The organism is Kosakonia sp. CCTCC M2018092, from assembly GCF_003864115.1.
Taxonomy (GTDB): Bacteria; Pseudomonadota; Gammaproteobacteria; order Enterobacterales; family Enterobacteriaceae; genus Kosakonia; species Kosakonia cowanii.
Genome location: NZ_CP034225.1, coordinates 3,823,684 through 3,840,580 on the forward strand (window position 1 = coordinate 3,823,684; position 16,897 = coordinate 3,840,580).

At 55.3% G+C, this 16,897-nt stretch carries 15 protein-coding genes; 7 read left to right on the forward strand and 8 right to left on the reverse strand.

All coding sequences use genetic code 11. The annotated features are described in order from the left end of the window. Window positions 1-82 precede the first annotated feature (82 nt). The 5 genes from ispC to rpsB form a co-directional block, all read right to left on the reverse strand. Window positions 83-1,279 (reverse strand): 1-deoxy-D-xylulose-5-phosphate reductoisomerase, encoded by a 1,197-nt coding sequence (gene ispC, locus EH164_RS18195; RefSeq protein ID WP_124969697.1) that lies wholly within the window; start codon window positions 1,277-1,279, stop codon window positions 83-85. Window positions 1,280-1,377: 98 nt separating this feature from the next. Next, the gene (gene frr / locus EH164_RS18200; protein WP_023480286.1) at window positions 1,378-1,935 is read right to left on the reverse strand and encodes a ribosome recycling factor; all 558 of its coding nucleotides are present in this window, start codon (window positions 1,933-1,935) and stop codon (window positions 1,378-1,380) included. Between the two features lie 150 nt (window positions 1,936-2,085). Further along, window positions 2,086-2,811, reverse strand: coding sequence for a UMP kinase (gene pyrH / locus EH164_RS18205; RefSeq protein ID WP_023480331.1), 726 nt, complete (start codon window positions 2,809-2,811; stop codon window positions 2,086-2,088). 145 nt (window positions 2,812-2,956) lie between these two features. Then, on the reverse strand, window positions 2,957-3,808 hold the full coding sequence (tsf, locus tag EH164_RS18210) for a translation elongation factor Ts (protein ID WP_023480457.1): 852 nt from the start codon (window positions 3,806-3,808) through the stop codon (window positions 2,957-2,959). A 140-nt stretch (window positions 3,809-3,948) separates the two neighbouring features. Then, the gene (gene rpsB / locus EH164_RS18215) at window positions 3,949-4,674 is read right to left on the reverse strand and encodes a 30S ribosomal protein S2 (protein ID WP_023480483.1); all 726 of its coding nucleotides are present in this window, start codon (window positions 4,672-4,674) and stop codon (window positions 3,949-3,951) included. A 309-nt stretch (window positions 4,675-4,983) separates the two neighbouring features. On the opposite strand from rpsB, the gene map reads away from it, so the two are divergent. The 4 genes from map to EH164_RS18235 all read left to right on the forward strand — a co-directional run bounded on the left by map (window position 4,984) and on the right by EH164_RS18235 (window position 9,974). Beyond that, the gene (gene map / locus EH164_RS18220) at window positions 4,984-5,775 is read left to right on the forward strand and encodes a type I methionyl aminopeptidase (protein ID WP_023480350.1); all 792 of its coding nucleotides are present in this window, start codon (window positions 4,984-4,986) and stop codon (window positions 5,773-5,775) included. A 153-nt stretch (window positions 5,776-5,928) separates the two neighbouring features. Beyond that, window positions 5,929-8,604 (forward strand): bifunctional uridylyltransferase/uridylyl-removing protein GlnD, encoded by a 2,676-nt coding sequence (gene glnD / locus EH164_RS18225; protein ID WP_124969700.1) that lies wholly within the window; start codon window positions 5,929-5,931, stop codon window positions 8,602-8,604. 34 nt (window positions 8,605-8,638) lie between these two features. Further along, complete coding sequence (gene dapD / locus EH164_RS18230; RefSeq protein ID WP_023480482.1) at window positions 8,639-9,463, forward strand: 2,3,4,5-tetrahydropyridine-2,6-dicarboxylate N-succinyltransferase; 825 nt, start codon at window positions 8,639-8,641, stop codon at window positions 9,461-9,463. Between the two features lie 121 nt (window positions 9,464-9,584). Beyond that, on the forward strand, window positions 9,585-9,974 hold the full coding sequence (locus EH164_RS18235; RefSeq protein ID WP_023480393.1) for a DUF3461 family protein: 390 nt from the start codon (window positions 9,585-9,587) through the stop codon (window positions 9,972-9,974). Window positions 9,975-10,235: 261 nt separating this feature from the next. On the opposite strand, the gene cdaR is transcribed toward EH164_RS18235, so the two are convergent. The 3 genes from cdaR to dgt all read right to left on the reverse strand — a co-directional run bounded on the left by cdaR (window position 10,236) and on the right by dgt (window position 14,645). Next, a complete protein-coding gene (gene cdaR / locus EH164_RS18240) occupies window positions 10,236-11,393 on the reverse strand; it encodes a DNA-binding transcriptional regulator CdaR (RefSeq protein WP_023480257.1) in 1,158 nt (385 codons plus the stop codon). A gap of 162 nt (window positions 11,394-11,555) precedes the next feature. Then, on the reverse strand, window positions 11,556-12,995 hold the full coding sequence (degP, locus tag EH164_RS18245; RefSeq protein WP_124969703.1) for a serine endoprotease DegP: 1,440 nt from the start codon (window positions 12,993-12,995) through the stop codon (window positions 11,556-11,558). A 135-nt stretch (window positions 12,996-13,130) separates the two neighbouring features. Further along, window positions 13,131-14,645: a dGTPase gene (dgt, locus tag EH164_RS18250; RefSeq protein WP_124969706.1), complete on the reverse strand. Its 1,515-nt coding sequence runs from the start codon at window positions 14,643-14,645 to the stop codon at window positions 13,131-13,133. Between the two features lie 106 nt (window positions 14,646-14,751). On the opposite strand from dgt, the gene mtnN reads away from it, so the two are divergent. Genes mtnN through EH164_RS18265 form a run of 3 tightly spaced genes read left to right on the forward strand, consistent with a single transcriptional unit; the run spans window position 14,752 to window position 16,881 of the window. Continuing rightward, window positions 14,752-15,450 (forward strand): 5'-methylthioadenosine/S-adenosylhomocysteine nucleosidase, encoded by a 699-nt coding sequence (gene mtnN, locus EH164_RS18255; RefSeq protein WP_042711574.1) that lies wholly within the window; start codon window positions 14,752-14,754, stop codon window positions 15,448-15,450. Beyond that, a complete protein-coding gene (btuF, locus tag EH164_RS18260) occupies window positions 15,443-16,243 on the forward strand; it encodes a vitamin B12 ABC transporter substrate-binding protein BtuF (protein WP_124969709.1) in 801 nt (266 codons plus the stop codon). The genes mtnN and btuF overlap by 8 nt, the downstream gene beginning before the upstream one ends. A gap of 14 nt (window positions 16,244-16,257) precedes the next feature. Next, on the forward strand, window positions 16,258-16,881 hold the full coding sequence (locus EH164_RS18265) for a TRIC cation channel family protein (RefSeq protein WP_124969711.1): 624 nt from the start codon (window positions 16,258-16,260) through the stop codon (window positions 16,879-16,881). Window positions 16,882-16,897 lie beyond the last annotated feature (16 nt).

The following is a 16,897-nucleotide window of genomic DNA, read 5'->3' on the forward strand; positions in this document are numbered from 1 at the left end:
AAAGCGGCAATTTTGTGGCGCAGACTATATCACTGAAGCCCTACGCTAACAAATAGCACCGTCACTCCGGACAGCATTATCACTAGCTTGCGAAGCGCATCACTTGTTTTTGCGCAATCTCTCGTGCCAGTACATCGACGGCCAGAACGTCATCAATACTCTGCGGTTCGCGTAAATCCATCTGTTCAAGCACAGAGAGATTGAGAGCGGCAATATCAGTGAAACGAATAGCGGATGCCAGGAAAGCCGAAACGGCTATCTCATTAGCTGCGTTGAGCGCAGTTGTCGCCGCCTGACCCTCGCTGGAGGCGTCAATCGCCAGCTTCAGACAGGGATAACGATCGAAATCGGGGGCGGCAAAACTTAATGCGCTCAGCTTGCAGAAATCAAGGGCGTTGACACCTGACGACACACGCTCCGGCCAGGCCATCGTGTGTGCGATGGGTGTTCGCATATCCGGCTCACCCAACTGCGCCAACACACTGCCATCCTGATAACGCACCATGGAGTGGATCACCGATTGCGGGTGAATCAGCACTTCCATCTGGCGGGCAGCGGCATTAAATAACCAGCGTGCTTCAATGTATTCCAGACCTTTATTCATCATGGTGGCGGAATCAACGGAGATTTTACGCCCCATCGACCAGTTCGGATGGCGACAAGCCTGATCCGGCGTCATCAGCGCCAGATCCGCCATCGGCGTCTCCCGGAATGGGCCACCAGACCCGGTAAGCAGAATAGACGATACGCCATTCTGTTCGAGATCAGCGTACCCCAGGTTATGCTGGATTGGTTCCGGCAAACTCTGAAAAATCGCATTATGTTCGCTGTCGACCGGCAGCAGTTGCGCCCTGCTCTCTTTCACCGCCTCCATAAACAGGCGGCCACAGGTAACAAGTGACTCTTTATTGGCAAGCAGTACGCTCTTACCGGCACGAATAGCGGCAAGCGTTGGCAATAATCCAGCCGCGCCGACGATAGCAGCCATCACCTGATCGACCTCATCAAGCGCCGCCATCTCACAGGCGGCCTGCTGGCCGCTCAGCACTTCCGTACGGCTGCCATGCTCGCTCAGGGTACGCTGTAACTGCTGCGCGCTGTCAGCGTCATCCATCACCGCATAGCGCGGAGAGAATTCGAGGCACTGCTCCACCATGCGCGCGACATTTTTTCCCGCGACCAGCGCGGTGACGGTGAAACGATCGGGATTATGACGAACCACAGCAAGCGTGCTGCAACCTATGGAACCCGTTGAGCCCAGAAGAGTTAAATGCTTCATGAAACGCTCGCAACGTTGCAAGGGGGGGAAAGCAAAAACGCCGTCAGCAAGCCGCTTGCACGGCTCTCTGGACGGCGTTTTAGTCGTTTTTTATCGAATCAGAACTGCATCAGTTCCGCTTCTTTATCCGCCAGCGCCGCGTCAACTTTCTTGATCGCAGCGTCGGTCAGCTTCTGCACGTCATCCTGAGAACGGCGGTCATCATCTTCGCTGATCTCTTTGTCTTTCAGCAGCGCTTTAACTTTGTCGTTAGCGTCACGGCGCACGTTGCGCACGGCAACACGGGCCTGTTCAGCTTCACCGCGCACTACTTTGATCAGATCTTTACGGCGCTCTTCGGTCAGTGCCGGCAGCGGAACGCGAATATCGCTGCCCGCAGAGCTTGGGTTCAGGCCCAGATCGGAGGTGAGGATCGCTTTTTCAACGGCCGGGCTCATCGAGCGATCGAAGACGTTGATTTTCAGAGTACGGGAGTCTTCTACCGTTACGCTGGCCAGCTGACGCAGCGGCGTCGGCGTACCGTAATATTCCACAACGATGCCGTCCAGCAGGCTCGGAGAAGCGCGGCCGGTACGGACTTTGCTGATTTGGGTTTTGAAGGATTCTACGCATTTTTCCATGCGTACTTCAGCATCTTTTCTGATATCGCTAATCACGTTACGGATCCTTGAAATCTTGTCGCAGACAGGCCATACGGCGGTTGTGCTAAGTATAGCCTTGTTCCCATGATGGCATCGTAAAGATGCCGGAACGCTCTGCTGGATAAATTAAAGCGGAATCTTACCTTTATTTATTGCTTACGGGAATTATTCCGTAATCAATGTGCCCTCTTTTTCGCCCATTACCACGCGGCGCAGCGCGCCTGGTTTGTTCATATTGAACACGCGAATCGGTAATTTATGGTCGCGAGCGAGGGTAAAGGCGGCCAGGTCCATCACTTTCAGTTCTTTATCAAGCACTTCAGTATAGGAGAGGCGCTCGCAGAGTGTGGCGGTCGGATCCAGCACCGGATCGGCCGTATAGACGCCGTCAACTTTGGTCGCTTTCAGCACCACATCGGCTTCGATTTCGATACCACGCAGGCAGGCTGCGGAGTCGGTGGTGAAGAAGGGGTTACCGGTACCGGCGCTAAAAATCACTACGCGGTTATTACGCAGCAGGCTGATTGCTTCTGCCCAGCTGTAGTTGTCACACACGCCGTTTAACGGGAATGCGGACATCAGGCGCGCGTTCACATAGGCACGATGCAGAGCATCACGCATTGCCAGGCCGTTCATCACTGTTGCCAGCATACCCATGTGATCGCCCACAACACGGTTCATGCCCGCTTTCGCCAGGCCCGCACCACGGAACAGGTTACCCCCGCCAATGACTACGCCAACCTGAATACCCAGTTCAACCAGTTCTTTAATTTCCTGCGCCATACGGTCAAGAATGCTTGCGTCGATACCGAAACCTTCAGAGCCCTGAAGCGCCTCGCCACTCAGCTTAAGCAGAATGCGTTTGTAGATGGGTTTTGCATTGGTAGCCATGTTTCTTTCCTGAGACTGTGAACAATTAGACGGGTTTAATCTGGCGCTATGATACGTCGCCTGTCAGCGCTAACACTAGTGTGCTGGCTGTTTTTCAGATGAAGGACATAAAAAGAAGCCGCCCTCAGGCGGCTCCTTTTATTGATTAAGACTGCTTGGACATGGCAGCAACTTCTGCTGCGAAGTCAGTCTCAACTTTCTCGATGCCTTCGCCCACTTCGAAGCGGATGAAGCCAGTCACGTCAGCGTTGTGCTCTTTCAGCAGCTGGCCAACGGTTTTGCTCGGGTCCATTACGAAAGGCTGGCCGGTCAGAGAAACTTCGCCGGTGAATTTCTTCATGCGGCCTTCAACCATTTTCTCTGCGATCTCTTTCGGCTTGCCAGACTGCATGGCGATGTCCAGCTGAACCTGGTACTCTTTCTCAACAACTTCAGCAGACACGTCTTCCGGCTTAACGAATTCCGGCTTGCTTGCAGCAACGTGCATAGCCAGCTGCTTAACCAGCTCCTGATCTGCGCCTTTCGCCGCAACCAGAACACCGATACGCGCGCCGTGCTGGTAAGAGCCCAGTACTTCGCCTTCCAGGGAAGAAACGCGACGGATGTTGATGTTTTCACCGATTTTAGCAACCAGTGCAACGCGCTCTTCTTCGAACTGCGTTTTCAGAACTTCAACGTCGGTGATTTTGCCAGCAACAGCAGCGTCCAGAACTTTGTTAGCAAATGCCTGGAAACCAGCATCTTTAGCAACGAAGTCAGTCTGGCAGTTAACTTCCAGAATGATGCCGTAGGTGCCGTCGATTTTGGTGATGATCACGCCGTCAGCAGCAACGTTGCCCGCTTTTTTCGCCGCTTTGATCGCACCGGACTTACGCATGTTCTCGATTGCCAGCTCGATGTCGCCGCTTGCTTCGGTCAGCGCTTTTTTACAGTCCATCATGCCTGCGCCAGTACGTTCACGCAGCTCTTTTACCAGGGATGCGGTAATTTCAGCCATTCTTTAATCCTCGGGAGAGATATGACCTGCCCGGTTCCAGGAACCAAACAGGCTTGAAAGTGAAAAAGGGGGCCATAAACAGGCCCCCTAACCAAACTCGGTACTACCTGCTCAATAAGGGGCTCAGAGAGCGTGCCTTATTACTCAGCTTCTACGAAGCTTTCTTCCGCCTGAGTAGCCAGATCAGAAGAACGGCCTTCACGAACGGTAGCAGCAACGGCATTCAGGTACAGGCTAACAGCACGGATTGCATCGTCGTTACCCGGGATAACGAAGTCAACGCCGTCCGGATCGGAGTTGGTATCAACGATAGCAAATACCGGGATACCCAGGTTGTTTGCTTCTTTGATTGCGATGTGCTCGTGGTCAGCGTCGATAACAAACAGTGCGTCCGGCAGGCCGCCCATGTCTTTGATACCGCCCAGGCTGTTTTCCAGCTTGTCCAGCTCACGAGTGCGCATCAGCGCTTCTTTCTTAGTCAGCTTGTCGAAGGTGCCGTCCTGAGACTGAGTTTCCAGGTCTTTCAGACGTTTGATGGACTGACGAACGGTTTTCCAGTTAGTCAGCATGCCGCCCAGCCAGCGATGGTTCACGAAGAACTGATCGCAATTCTGAGCTGCTTCTTTCACCGCTTCGCTTGCAGCGCGTTTAGTACCAACGATCAGGATCTTGCCTTTACGAGCAGAGATCTTGTTCAGCTCAGCCAGGGCTTCGTTGAACATCGGTACAGTCTTCTCAAGGTTGATGATGTGAACTTTGTTACGCGCGCCGAAGATGAAAGGCTTCATTTTCGGGTTCCAGTAACGGGTCTGGTGACCAAAGTGAACACCAGCCTTGAGCATGTCGCGCATGGAAACAGTTGCCATGATTAAAACCTCTATATAAAAGTTGGGGTTATGCCTCCACGTATCCCATATTACCGACCCCGAAGGGCACCCCGGAATATGTGCCGATACGTGTGTGTTATTACACAAAGTGAGATTTGTGGCTCCCATTCCAAAACAGGAACGGAAGTCCGGCGCGCTTTATATCACAAAAGCGAACAGGACACCAATAGTTGTTACCGCAGCGTGCTGTTAACGATTCTCAATTTGGCACAACGCTTGCCCGACTGTTACCATTGACAGCACTACTCCTGGTATAGTCGAAAAAATCGACACTGATGGACACTTCTCATGGCTATCTCTATTAAAACACCTGAAGAAATTGAAAAAATGCGCGTTGCCGGCCGTCTCGCCGCCGAAGTGCTTGAAATGATCGAACCGCACATTAAACCCGGCGTCAGCACCGGCGAACTGGACCGCATCTGTAACGATTACATCGTCAATGAGCAACACGCAGTTTCGGCCTGCCTGGGCTACCACGGCTTCCCGAAATCGGTCTGTATCTCAATTAATGAAGTGGTTTGCCACGGCATCCCGGATGACGAAAAGCTGCTGAAAGATGGCGACGTGGTCAATATCGACGTCACCGTCATTAAAGATGAGTATCACGGCGACACCTCGAAGATGTTTATCGTCGGTAAACCGACCATTCTTGGCGAGCGCCTCTGCCGCGTCACCCAGGATAGCCTCTACCTGGCGCTGCGCATGGTAAAACCGGGTATTCGTCTGCGTACCCTCGGTGCAGCTATCCAGAAATATGTTGAAGGCGAAGGCTTCTCCGTGGTGCGCGAATATTGCGGTCACGGTATCGGTCGCGGCTTCCACGAAGAGCCGCAGGTGCTGCATTACGACGCTGATGACGGCGGCGTGGTGCTGAAAGCCGGTATGACCTTTACCATCGAGCCGATGGTTAATGCCGGTGATTACCGCATTCGTACCATGAAAGATGGCTGGACGGTGAAAACCAAAGATCGCAGCCTCTCTGCGCAGTATGAGCACACGATTGTTGTCACTGAAACCGGCTGTGAGATCCTCACGCTGCGTAAAGATGACACCATCGAGGCTGTGCTGACCGCCGCCTGATAGCGCCTCTCTGCCTGTCATCACGGTCCGCTTCGCGGGCCGTTTTTTTTGCCCGCTTCCCGGTCGGGTCATACATATAAACGACTTTTCATTTCCATCCATCTCTTTTACTTTGTTTTGCAGTGGATCCGCACGCCAACTGGGTGGCTAATCATGAGCAATATCTCTTCCGAACAATTTGTCAGCAGCGTTCAGCCCACCCTTCCCGGCCAGCCTGAACATCCCGGAGTGTGGCCCGCAGAGGAGTTGCACTGCGCCACCATCAAAGCGCGCATCGATGCTTTTCAGCAGTGGCTGGGGCAGGTGTTTGACGCCGGGATCTCGGCCGAGCAGTTAATTGAGGCGCGCACCGAATTTATCGATCAGCTGTTGCAGCGCTTGTGGCTGCAATATGGCTTTGGCGATGCGGGGGATACCGCGCTGGTGGCCGTTGGCGGTTATGGCCGCGGCGAGTTGCATCCCTTATCCGATATCGATCTGCTGATCCTCAGCCGCAATAAATTGCCGGATGAGCAGGCGCAAAAGATCGGCGAACTGCTGACCCTGCTGTGGGATGTGAAGCTGGAGGTGGGTCACAGCGTGCGTACGCTGGATGAGTGTCTGCAGGAGGGATTATCGGATCTTACTGTCGCCACTAACCTTATCGAGTCACGCCTGCTGGTCGGCGATGTCGCGCTGTTTCTGGAACTGCAAAAACATATCTTCAGCGACAGTTTCTGGCCGTCGGAGACCTTCTTCCCGGCGAAAGTGGTGGAGCAGAACGAGCGCCATCAGCGCTATCACGGCACCAGCTATAACCTTGAGCCTGATATTAAAAGCAGCCCCGGCGGCCTGCGCGATATTCATACCTTACAGTGGGTCGCGCGCCGCCATTTTGGGGCCACCTCGCTTAATGAGATGGTCGGCTTCGGCTTTCTGACCGAAGCGGAACGCAACGAACTGAATGAGTGCCTGCATCTGCTGTGGCGCATTCGCTTCGCCCTGCATCTGGAAGTGACGCGCTACGATAACCGTCTGCTATTCGATCGCCAACTCAGCGTGGCGCAGCGTCTCAACTATGTCGGCGACGGCAATCAGCCCGTTGAGCATATGATGAAGGATTTCTTCCGCGTCACGCGCCGCGTGTCGGAACTCAACCATATGCTGCTGCAACTCTTTGATGAGGCGATTCTGGCCCTGACGCCTGACGAAAAACCGCGCCCCATCGATGATGAGTTCCAGCTGCGCGGCACGCTTATCGATCTGCGCGATGAGACGCTGTTTATCCGCGAGCCGCAGGCGATTTTACGTATGTTCGCGATTATGGTGCGTAACAGCACCATTACCGGCATCTACTCCACCACCCTGCGTCACTTGCGCCATGCGCGCCGCCATTTAACCCAGCCGCTCTGCTACATTCCGGAAGCGCGCACTATCTTCCTCAGCATGCTGCGCCATCCAGGCGCGGTGAGCCGTGGATTGCTGCCGATGCATCGCCACAGCGTGCTGTGGGCCTATATGCCCCAGTGGTCGCATATTGTCGGCCAGATGCAGTTCGATCTTTTCCATGCCTATACCGTCGATGAGCACACCATTCGCGTATTGCTGAAGCTGGAGAGTTTTGCCAAAGAGGAGACGCGCAGCAAGCACCCGCTCTGCGTAGAGCTCTGGCCGCGGCTGACGCACCCGGAGCTGATTCTGATTGCGGCGCTGTTTCACGATATCGCCAAAGGGCGCGGCGGCGACCACTCGGTGCTGGGGGCGCAGGATGTGCTGAAGTTCGCTGAGCTTCACGGCCTGAACTCGCGGGAAACGCAGCTGGTCGCCTGGCTGGTCCGTCATCATCTGCTGATGTCGGTCACCGCCCAGCGCCGTGATATTCAGGATCCGGAGGTGATTAAGCAGTTTGCCGAAGAGGTGCAAACGGAGAACCGCCTGCGCTTCCTGGTCTGCCTGACGGTCGCCGATATCTGCGCGACCAATGAAACGTTGTGGAACAGCTGGAAGCAGAGCCTGTTGCGCGAACTCTATTTCGCCACCGAAAAACAACTGCGCCGCGGGATGCAGAACACGCCGGATATGCGCGAGCGCGTGCGTCACCACCAGTTGCAGGCGCTGGCGCTGCTGCGCATGGATAATATAAATGAGGAGCGGCTGCACCAGATTTGGGCGCGCTGTCGTGCTAACTATTTTGTCCGCCACAGCCCAAACCAGCTCGCCTGGCACGCGCGCCATCTGCTGCAACACGATCTGACCAAGCCGCTGATCCTGTTGAGCCCGCAGGCGACGCGCGGCGGAACCGAGATCTTTATCTGGAGCCCGGACCGCCCCTATCTCTTTGCCGCCGTCTGCGCCGAACTGGATCGCCGCAATCTCAGCGTCCATGACGCGCAGGTCTTTACCACCCGCGACGGCATGGCGATGGATACCTTTATTGTGCTGGAGCCGGACGGCAGCCCGCTCTCTGCCGATCGCCACGAGGCGATCTGTTTCGGCTTGAAACAGGCGATCACCCAGCATACCTGGCAGCCGCCGCAGCCGCGTCGTCAACCGGCCAAGCTGCGCCACTTTACCGTCGATACCGAAGTGAATTTCCTGCCGACCCATACGGACAGAAAATCGTTCCTGGAGTTGATTGCGCTTGACCAGCCAGGGCTACTGGCGCGTGTTGGGCAGATTTTTGCCGACCTTGGAATTTCGCTGCACGGCGCAAGAATTACAACCATTGGCGAGCGAGTAGAAGATTTATTCATAATCGCTACCGCCGACCGGCGTGGCCTTAATAATGCGCTGCAAAAGGAGGTACAACAACGGTTGACAGAGGCCCTCAATCCAAACGATAAAGGGTGATTATTTTTTTACACAAGATGGAAAGAGTTTAACAATGCAGCAGTTACAGAACGTTATTGAAGCCGCTTTCGAGCGCCGCGCAGAAATTACCCCGGCCAATGTCGATACCGTGACCCGTGAAGCGGTCAACCAGGTTATCGCCCTGCTTGACTCCGGCGCGCTGCGTGTCGCAGAAAAAATCGACGGCCAGTGGGTCACCCACCAGTGGCTGAAAAAAGCGGTTCTGCTCTCTTTCCGCATTAACGATAACCAGGTTATCGACGGTGCGGAGAGCCGCTACTTCGATAAAGTGCCGATGAAGTTCGCTGATTACGACGAAGCACGTTTCCAGAAAGAGGGTTTCCGCGTGGTGCCGCCAGCGGCAGTGCGCCAGGGCGCGTATATCGCTCGTAACACGGTATTGATGCCTTCTTATGTGAACATCGGCGCTTACGTTGATGAAGGCTCTATGGTTGATACCTGGGCAACCGTCGGCTCCTGCGCGCAGATCGGTAAAAACGTTCATCTCTCCGGCGGCGTGGGTATCGGCGGCGTACTGGAACCGTTGCAGGCAAATCCGACTATTATTGAAGATAACTGTTTCATCGGCGCGCGCTCCGAAGTGGTTGAAGGTGTGATCGTTGAAGAGGGTTCGGTTATCTCGATGGGTGTTTATATTGGTCAAAGCACCCGTATTTACGACCGCGAAACGGGCGAAGTGCACTATGGCCGCGTACCGGCAGGCTCAGTGGTGGTGTCAGGTAACCTGCCGTCGAAAGATGGTAAATACAGCCTCTACTGTGCGGTTATCGTGAAAAAAGTAGATGCGAAAACCCGCGGCAAAGTTGGCATTAACGAACTGCTGCGCACCATCGACTAAGCCTTTTCCCTCTCCCCGTGCGGGAGAGGGTGATATAGCCCGCCTTTTTTGCATACGTCAGTGGCGAAAATAGATTTTTTCGTTAATTATTCATAGGTTATGTTGAGCTTAAGGGTCCGCTATGTACGACAATCTTAAAAGTTTAGGCATTACCAATCCCGATGAAATCGATCGCTATAGCCTCCGCCAGGAAGCGAATAACGACATCCTGAAAATCTATTTTCATAAAGACCGGGGCGAGTTCTTCGCCAAGAGCGTCAAGTTCAAATATCCGCGTCAGCGCAAAACCGTGGTCGCCGATGGCGTAGGCCAGGGTTATAAAGAGGTGCAGGAGATCAGCCCTAACCTGCGTTACGTGATTGATGAACTGGATCAGATCTGCCAGCGCGATCGCACTGAAGTGGATTTGAAGCGTAAGATCCTTGACGATCTGCGCCATCTCGAAAGCGTTGTGACCAACAAGATCAGTGAAATCGAATCGGATCTTGAGAAGCTGACGCGCGGGAAATAAGTTTTATCAGCCGCCATCTGGCCTGCGTTACTGCACAGTCACGTAGGCCGGAAAAGCGCAGCGCCATCCGGCAAAAAAGCAGCGCGTAGGCCAGATAAGCACCTCACCCCTATCAAACCGGCACGATCATGTAGGCCGGATAAGCGCAGCGCCATCCGGCAAAAAAGCAGCGCGTAGGCCAAATAAGCGCCCCACTCCTATCAAACCGGCACGATCGCGTAGGCCGGATAAGCGCAGCGCCATCCGGCACAAAAACAAACCTCAATGCTGTTCATCCAGCTGCAACGCCACATAGAGCAACAGCCTGTCGTCAAAATTCCCCAAATCCAGCCCGGTAAGCTCCGAAATACGATTAAGGCGATACTCCAGCGTATTACGGTGGATAAACAGCGCTTTTGACGTCGCCAGCGGCTGCACATTGTGGCGAAACCACGCCGTCAGCGTGCGGCGCAGCAAACCATTATTATCCATCGCTTTCAGCCGCGTTAACGGGCGCGCCAGCTCGTTGGCCTGCCAGCCGCCGCGCAGGCTGTCGAGCAGCACCGGCAGCATCAAATCCTGATAAAAATAGCTGCGGCTCTCCGGCATTCGCTGTTTACCGACCATCATGGTGGTACGCGCCGTACGATAGGAGCGCGCAATACTGCCGGGGCCGGTAAAGTAGTTACCCAGCGCGACGCGAAAACGCAGTTGCCCATTCTCTTTCATCCGCGTAATTAACTGCTCAACGCGCTTGCGGTGATCTTCTGCGTCCCAGCGGCCAAACGGGTTCAGCGCCGGTTTCAGCACCACCATTTCGGTCAGCGAGACGATGGCGATAAGATTATTGCGCTCGGGCGTGGTGAGGGCATTTTGTAGCTGCTGAAGTTCCGCCATTGCGCTGTCGACGCCCAACTGGCCGCTATCGACCTCCACCACCGCCACCACGCGCGGCTGATTAAGATCGATACCTAAACGCTGCGCCCATTCGGTCAGCGCTGGCGTGTGCTCCTCTGCCTGAATCAGGTTCATCACCAGCTCTTCGCGCAGTCGGCTATCCTGCGCCAGCAGATGCATCAGCCGCGACTGCTCCAGCATCATCTCCGCCGTCATACAGACCAGCTCGCCATATTTACGCAACGTTTCGGGTTCGCCGGTCAGGCCGATGACGCCGACAATCTCCCCTTCCAGGCGCAGTGGCAGGTTGATGCCCTGGCGCACGCCGTGCAGATGGCGCGCCACCGCATCGTCGATATCGACCACGCGCCCCTGCGACAGCACTAGCAGCGCGCCTTCGTGCAATTCACCAATACGCTCACGATCGCCGCTGCCAATAATCCGCCCACGCGCATCCATCACGTTAATGTTTGTATCGATGATACGCATGGTACGCGCCACGATATCCTGTGCCATTTTGGTATCAAGATGCCAGCCAGCCATGTAACCCTCCCCGGTGCAGAGGCCAAGCATATGGCAGAAAATTGGCCCGCGCATTGTGCGGATGCACAAAGCGGCAGCGAGAAGTGTGGAGTTGTGGAAGGGTTCACAAAAAGGGCGGGAAGCCCCTCTTCCCCGCTGCGGAGAAGAGGGTTTTACAGCGGATTACTGCATCAGCAGGTAGATAGAGGTGTCGCCGCGCTGGATGTTCAGCGCCAGCACCGATGGTTTGCTGTCGAGAATTTTGCGCAGTTCAGCAATGTTTTTCACCGGCTGCTGGTTCGCGCCGAGGATCACATCACCTTTTTTCAGGCCGATTTGCGCCGCCGGGCTATTCGGTTTCACCGCATTCACCACCACGCCGCCATCTTTGCCTTTGTTGCTCATCTCCGCCCCTTCGATACCGCTGAAGATGGTGCTGGATTCAACCTGGTTCTGGCTGCTCTGCTGCAATTCAAGGGTCACGTTGACCGGTTTGCCGTCGCGCAGCATCCCCAGCGTAACTTTGCTGCCAATCGGCATTGAACCCACTTCTGCGCGCAGCGCCGCAAAGCTGCTGATCGGTTTGCCGTTGAGGGTGGTAATCACGTCACCCGCTTTGACGCCTGCTTTCGCCGCGGCAGAGTTCGGCATCACCTGGCTGACAAACGCCCCGCGCTGGGCATCGACTTTCATCGCTTTCGCCAGCTCAGAGTTCAGCTCGGTGCCCATAATCCCCAGTTCACCGCGGCGCACCTGGCCGTACTGCACCATCTGGCTGGTGAGGTTTTTCACCATGTTGCTCGGGATAGCAAAGCCGATACCGATGTTGCCGCCGTCCGGCGCAAGAATGGCGGTGTTAATCCCAATCAGCTCGCCGTTGAGGTTAACCAGCGCGCCGCCGGAGTTACCACGGTTAATGGCGGCATCGGTCTGAATAAAGTTTTCATAGTTTTCCGCGTTCAGGCCGCTTCGGCCAAGCGCCGAGACAATCCCGGAGGTGACGGTTTCGCCAAGACCAAACGGGTTACCAATCGCCACCGTGTAGTCGCCGACGCGCAGCGCATCGGAGTCTGCAAGCTTAATGGCGGTAAGGTTTTTCGGATCCTGAATCTGGATCAGCGCGATATCGGAGCGCGGATCTTTGCCCACCACTTTGGCGTCAAATTTGCGCCCGTCGCTGAGCTGCACTTTGATGGTGCTGGCGTTATCGACCACGTGGTTGTTGGTAACAACGTAGCCTTTCGCGGCGTCAATGATTACGCCAGAGCCCAGCGCCATGAATTTCTGCTGCTGGCCACCGCCGCCCTGTCCATCCGGTGCACCGCCACCCTGGCAGAAGGGGGAGCTCTGGAACGGCGAACCGTCCTGGCAGAAGGGTGAGTTATCACCAAAGAATTGCTGGAAGTTGCGCGGCATGCGCGGTGTGTTCACTGTGGTGCTGCCTTCAACGTTAATGCTCACGACTGACGGCATCACCTTTTCCAGCATCGGTGCGAGGCTTGGCATCTGCTGCGATGTTGCGGTGGTTGACGAGGCTGTTTCTGCTGCCGTCGCAGACAGAGGAGACAGCGCAAAACTTAAACTTAAAGCCAGTGCACTCATTGCTAACGTCGTTTTTTTCATCTCTCTCAATCTCTTTTCTGATTAACGCGAACTGCTGTGTATGTGTCACTCAGAGTCGATTTATAGCGTGAAGTTCAGGCCTTAAGCCTCTGGAAAAAGTAAAAAAATATTGTCGTTCTTTACAATTCAGCGGGATTATTCCACCGCCATTAAACGACGATATTCATCCCATGAATAAAGATCCGTCATTCCGCTAATATAGTCCTGAATTAATCGACAACGGTGATAATACTCCAGCACCGAATAGTCTTCGTCATCGGGCGATAATTTGCTTACCGCTTCGACGTAGGCTAACCGGTGGCGCGTCGACAGTTTCTGGAACAGGCGCGATTCAATTGGGAAACGGCGCAGACGCTCTTTTTCCACCAGCTCGGTAAAGTCCGCCAGCGATAATTGCAACAAGGGTCGATAAATTTCCAGCAGCCCACTGATAACGCGGTAGCCCTGTAACTCCAGTTGCTCCACGTCGGGGTGGCTGAATACCTGTTTAATGGCGACGTTTTTATATAATTCAAGCAGCTGGCTGAAGCTGCTGTCATCTTCCAGCAGCGCGTGGTTGAATTCACCGCTAAAGATTTGCGGCAGGTTGTCAATAAAGCGCTGGGCGGCATAAGGCACCAGCTTATTAAGCGTGTTGACGCGCAAATACATAAAGAATTGATCTTCGGCGCTGCGGCTCATCGAATTAGCGCGCGATTTATCCCACGCATTTTCGACAACCTGAGCAAACAGCGATCCCTTTTCATGCTCGCCCCACGCTTCATAAAGATGCTGATAAAGCTGTTCGGCGGAAAATATTCGCTTCTCAACCGCATCTTCGAGATCGGCCACGCAATAGGAGATGTCATCCGCGGCTTCCATTATCCAGGTCAATGGAAAACGGCTATAGGTATCGAGGTTTAACTCTTTACGCAGCCGCTCGACGTACGCCTCTTCGGAGAAATAGTAGCCGGGCTTTTTCATTAAATAGCTGTGGGAAGCGGGCGGATCGCCGACCCACCACGCAGGACGGGTATATTTTAAAATACAGCCGACCTGCGCCCAGGTCAGATTCATGCGCATCAAGGTATGCACCATACGAATACCCTGCGCGTTCCCTTCGAAGTGGCTTAAGTCGTGACGCACCTTACTGCGCAGCGCGTTGAGCTTTCCCTCCCCTTCGCGCAGGCGCAGGGCCATCACTTCGCAGCGATCTTCAGCCAGAGGCTCGCCGAGGGCATCATCCGGTGCCAGCCGCTGGCGGAACCAGTCATTAATCGCCGCTTCACCAAAGTGGCCGAACGGCGGGTTGCCGATGTCGTGCATCAGGCAGGCCATTTCGACGATACTCTCAAATGGCCCGGTTAACTCATCCAGGCCATACTTTTCCAGCAGGCGCTGCTCTTTCAGGCGGCTTAAAATCTCTTTGGCGATATAGCGCCCGACCTGCTGAACTTCCATAGAGTGCGTTAAACGGGTGCGAACCGCCGCGTTACGCTCAAGAGGAAAGACCTGGGTTTTCTGCTGCAAACGCCGGATGGCGGCGGAGTTGATGATACGTCCGCGATCGCTTTCGAAGATGCGCAGGATCTCATGTTCGGTTTTCACGCCCTGCGGCGAGCGATACCGGCGATGCCAGTTGATCTTGTTGCGAAAATCGATGTCGTCCATTTCCTCTCCTCTACGCAGGCGCACGGGGTGTCATGCAATTGTGTATGCCATGATAGACTATGCCCTGTAAACCTATTCCTGCCTTATCACATTAGCGAGTATCTCCATGAAAATTGGCATCATTGGTGCAATGGAAGAAGAAGTTACGCTGTTGCGTGACAAAATCGAAAACCGTCAGACGCTGAATATTGGCGGAAGCGAAATTTACACCGGTACGCTGAATGGCACAGACGTGGCCCTGCTCAAGTCCGGCATTGGTAAAGTGGCCGCCGCGATGGGCGCAACTCTGCTGCTGGAGCACTGCAAGCCGGATGTGATTATCAATACCGGCTCCGCAGGCGGCCTGGCACCGACCCTGAAAGTGGGCGATATTGTGGTCTCTGATGAAGCGCGTTATCACGATGCCGACGTCACCGCCTTTGGCTATGAGTATGGTCAGCTGCCGGGCTGCCCGGCGGGCTTTAAAGCCGATGAAAAGCTGGTGCTGGCGGCAGAAGCCTGCATCGGTGAGCTGAACCTGAACGCGGTGCGCGGGCTGATTGTTAGCGGCGATGCGTTCATCAACGGCTCCGTGGGCCTGGCAAAAATTCGCCACAACTTCCCGCAGGCGGTTGCCGTTGAGATGGAAGCGACCGCTATCGCTCACGTTTGCCACAACTTTGGCGTGCCGTTTGTTGTGGTTCGCGCCATCTCCGACGTGGCGGACCAGCAGTCTCACCTGAGCTTTGATGAGTTCCTGGTGGTGGCGGCAAAACAGTCCAGCCTGATGGTTGAAACCCTGGTGCAGAAACTGGCACGTGGGTAATCCCCTTTTCAGGGCGCTCGCCGCCCTGCTTCTGTTTCTGCCGGCGTGGCTCTTCGCTGCGCCGCGCGTTATTTCGCTCTCTCCGGCCAATACCGAACTGGCTTTCGCCGCCGGTATCACGCCTGTCGCCGTCAGCAGTTACTCAGATTATCCCCCCGCCGCCGCGCAGATTGAGCAGGTTGCCAGCTGGCAAGGGATAAACCTCGAACGCATCCTCGCCCTGAAGCCCGACGTGGTGCTGGCCTGGCGCGGAGGCAACCCGGAGCGTCAGGTCGATCAGCTGAAAAAGTTTGGTATCCGCGTGATGTGGATCGATGCCATCTCCATTGAGGAGGTCGCGCAGACGCTGCGCCAGCTTGCCCCTTATAGCCCGCAGCCCGCGCAGGCTGAGCAGGCCGCGCAACAACTGATGAGCGCGTATGAGACGCTAAAATCCCGCTACGCGACGCAGCCGAAAAAACGCCTCTTTATGCAGTTCGGCACGCAGCCGCTCTTTACCAGCGGCAAAGGTTCGATTCAACACCAGGTGGTGGAGTTGTGCGGCGGCGAGAATATTTTTGCCGAAAGCCGCGTGCCGTGGCCGCAGGTGAGCCGTGAACAGGTGCTGGCGCGCCATCCGCAGGCAATTATCCTCGCGGGGGAAGAGAAGGCGCAAACGCGCGTGAAACAGTTCTGGGGCGACCAGCTGAATGTGCCGATTATTTCTCTGCATGATGACTGGTTTGAACGGGCGAGCCCGCGTATTATCCTCGCCGCTCAACAACTCTGTTCTGCCCTTGCGCAGGTGAAATAACCGGGGAATGAACCATGCTGGTCTACTGGCTGGATATTATCGGCACCGCCGTTTTCGCCATCTCAGGCGTTCTGCTTGCCGGAAAGTTGCGGATGGACCCGTTTGGCGTGCTGGTGCTCGGCGTGGTGACCGCGGTCGGCGGCGGTACCATTCGCGATATGGCGCTGGCGCACGGACCGGTCTTCTGGGTGAAAGATCCCACCGATCTGGTGGTGGCGATGGTCACCTGCATGTTAACCATTATTTTAGTGCGCCAGCCGCGCCGCTTGCCGAAGTGGATATTGCCGGTGCTGGATGCGGTTGGTCTGGCGGTGTTTGTCGGTATTGGCGTTAATAAAGCATTTCTTGCAGGTACCGGGCCGCTGGTGGCGATCTGTATGGGCGTAGTGACGGGCGTCGGCGGCGGCATTATTCGTGATGTGCTGGCACGTGAAATACCGATGATCCTGCGTACAGAGATTTACGCCACCGCCTGTATTGCAGGTGGCATCGTCCATGCTACGGCGTTCTATGTTTTTGCCGTGCCGCTGGAGTCAGCGAGTATGGTGGGAATGGGGGTCACGCTGGTGATTCGCCTGGCGGCGATCCGCTGGCACCTGAAGCTGCCAACCTTTGCGCTGGATGAAGCGGGTCGTTAACAAGCGGGGTAAATGC

Bases quoted from the DNA above. Each gene is read 5' to 3' on its own strand.
- ispC (WP_124969697.1), bottom strand. From the start codon at position 1,279: ATGAAGCATTTAACTCTTCTGGGCTCAACGGGTTCCATAGGTTGCAGC.
- pyrH (WP_023480331.1), bottom strand. From the start codon at position 2,811: ATGGCTACCAATGCAAAACCCATCTACAAACGCATTCTGCTTAAGCTG.
- tsf (WP_023480457.1), bottom strand. From the start codon at position 3,808: ATGGCTGAAATTACCGCATCCCTGGTAAAAGAGCTGCGTGAACGTACT.
- rpsB (WP_023480483.1), bottom strand. From the start codon at position 4,674: ATGGCAACTGTTTCCATGCGCGACATGCTCAAGGCTGGTGTTCACTTT.
- map (WP_023480350.1), top strand. From the start codon at position 4,984: ATGGCTATCTCTATTAAAACACCTGAAGAAATTGAAAAAATGCGCGTT.
- glnD (WP_124969700.1), top strand. From the start codon at position 5,929: ATGAGCAATATCTCTTCCGAACAATTTGTCAGCAGCGTTCAGCCCACC.
- dapD (WP_023480482.1), top strand. From the start codon at position 8,639: ATGCAGCAGTTACAGAACGTTATTGAAGCCGCTTTCGAGCGCCGCGCA.
- EH164_RS18235 (WP_023480393.1), top strand. From the start codon at position 9,585: ATGTACGACAATCTTAAAAGTTTAGGCATTACCAATCCCGATGAAATC.
- cdaR (WP_023480257.1), bottom strand. From the start codon at position 11,393: ATGGCTGGCTGGCATCTTGATACCAAAATGGCACAGGATATCGTGGCG.
- degP (WP_124969703.1), bottom strand. From the start codon at position 12,995: ATGAAAAAAACGACGTTAGCAATGAGTGCACTGGCTTTAAGTTTAAGT.
- dgt (WP_124969706.1), bottom strand. From the start codon at position 14,645: ATGGACGACATCGATTTTCGCAACAAGATCAACTGGCATCGCCGGTAT.
- mtnN (WP_042711574.1), top strand. From the start codon at position 14,752: ATGAAAATTGGCATCATTGGTGCAATGGAAGAAGAAGTTACGCTGTTG.
- EH164_RS18265 (WP_124969711.1), top strand. From the start codon at position 16,258: ATGCTGGTCTACTGGCTGGATATTATCGGCACCGCCGTTTTCGCCATC.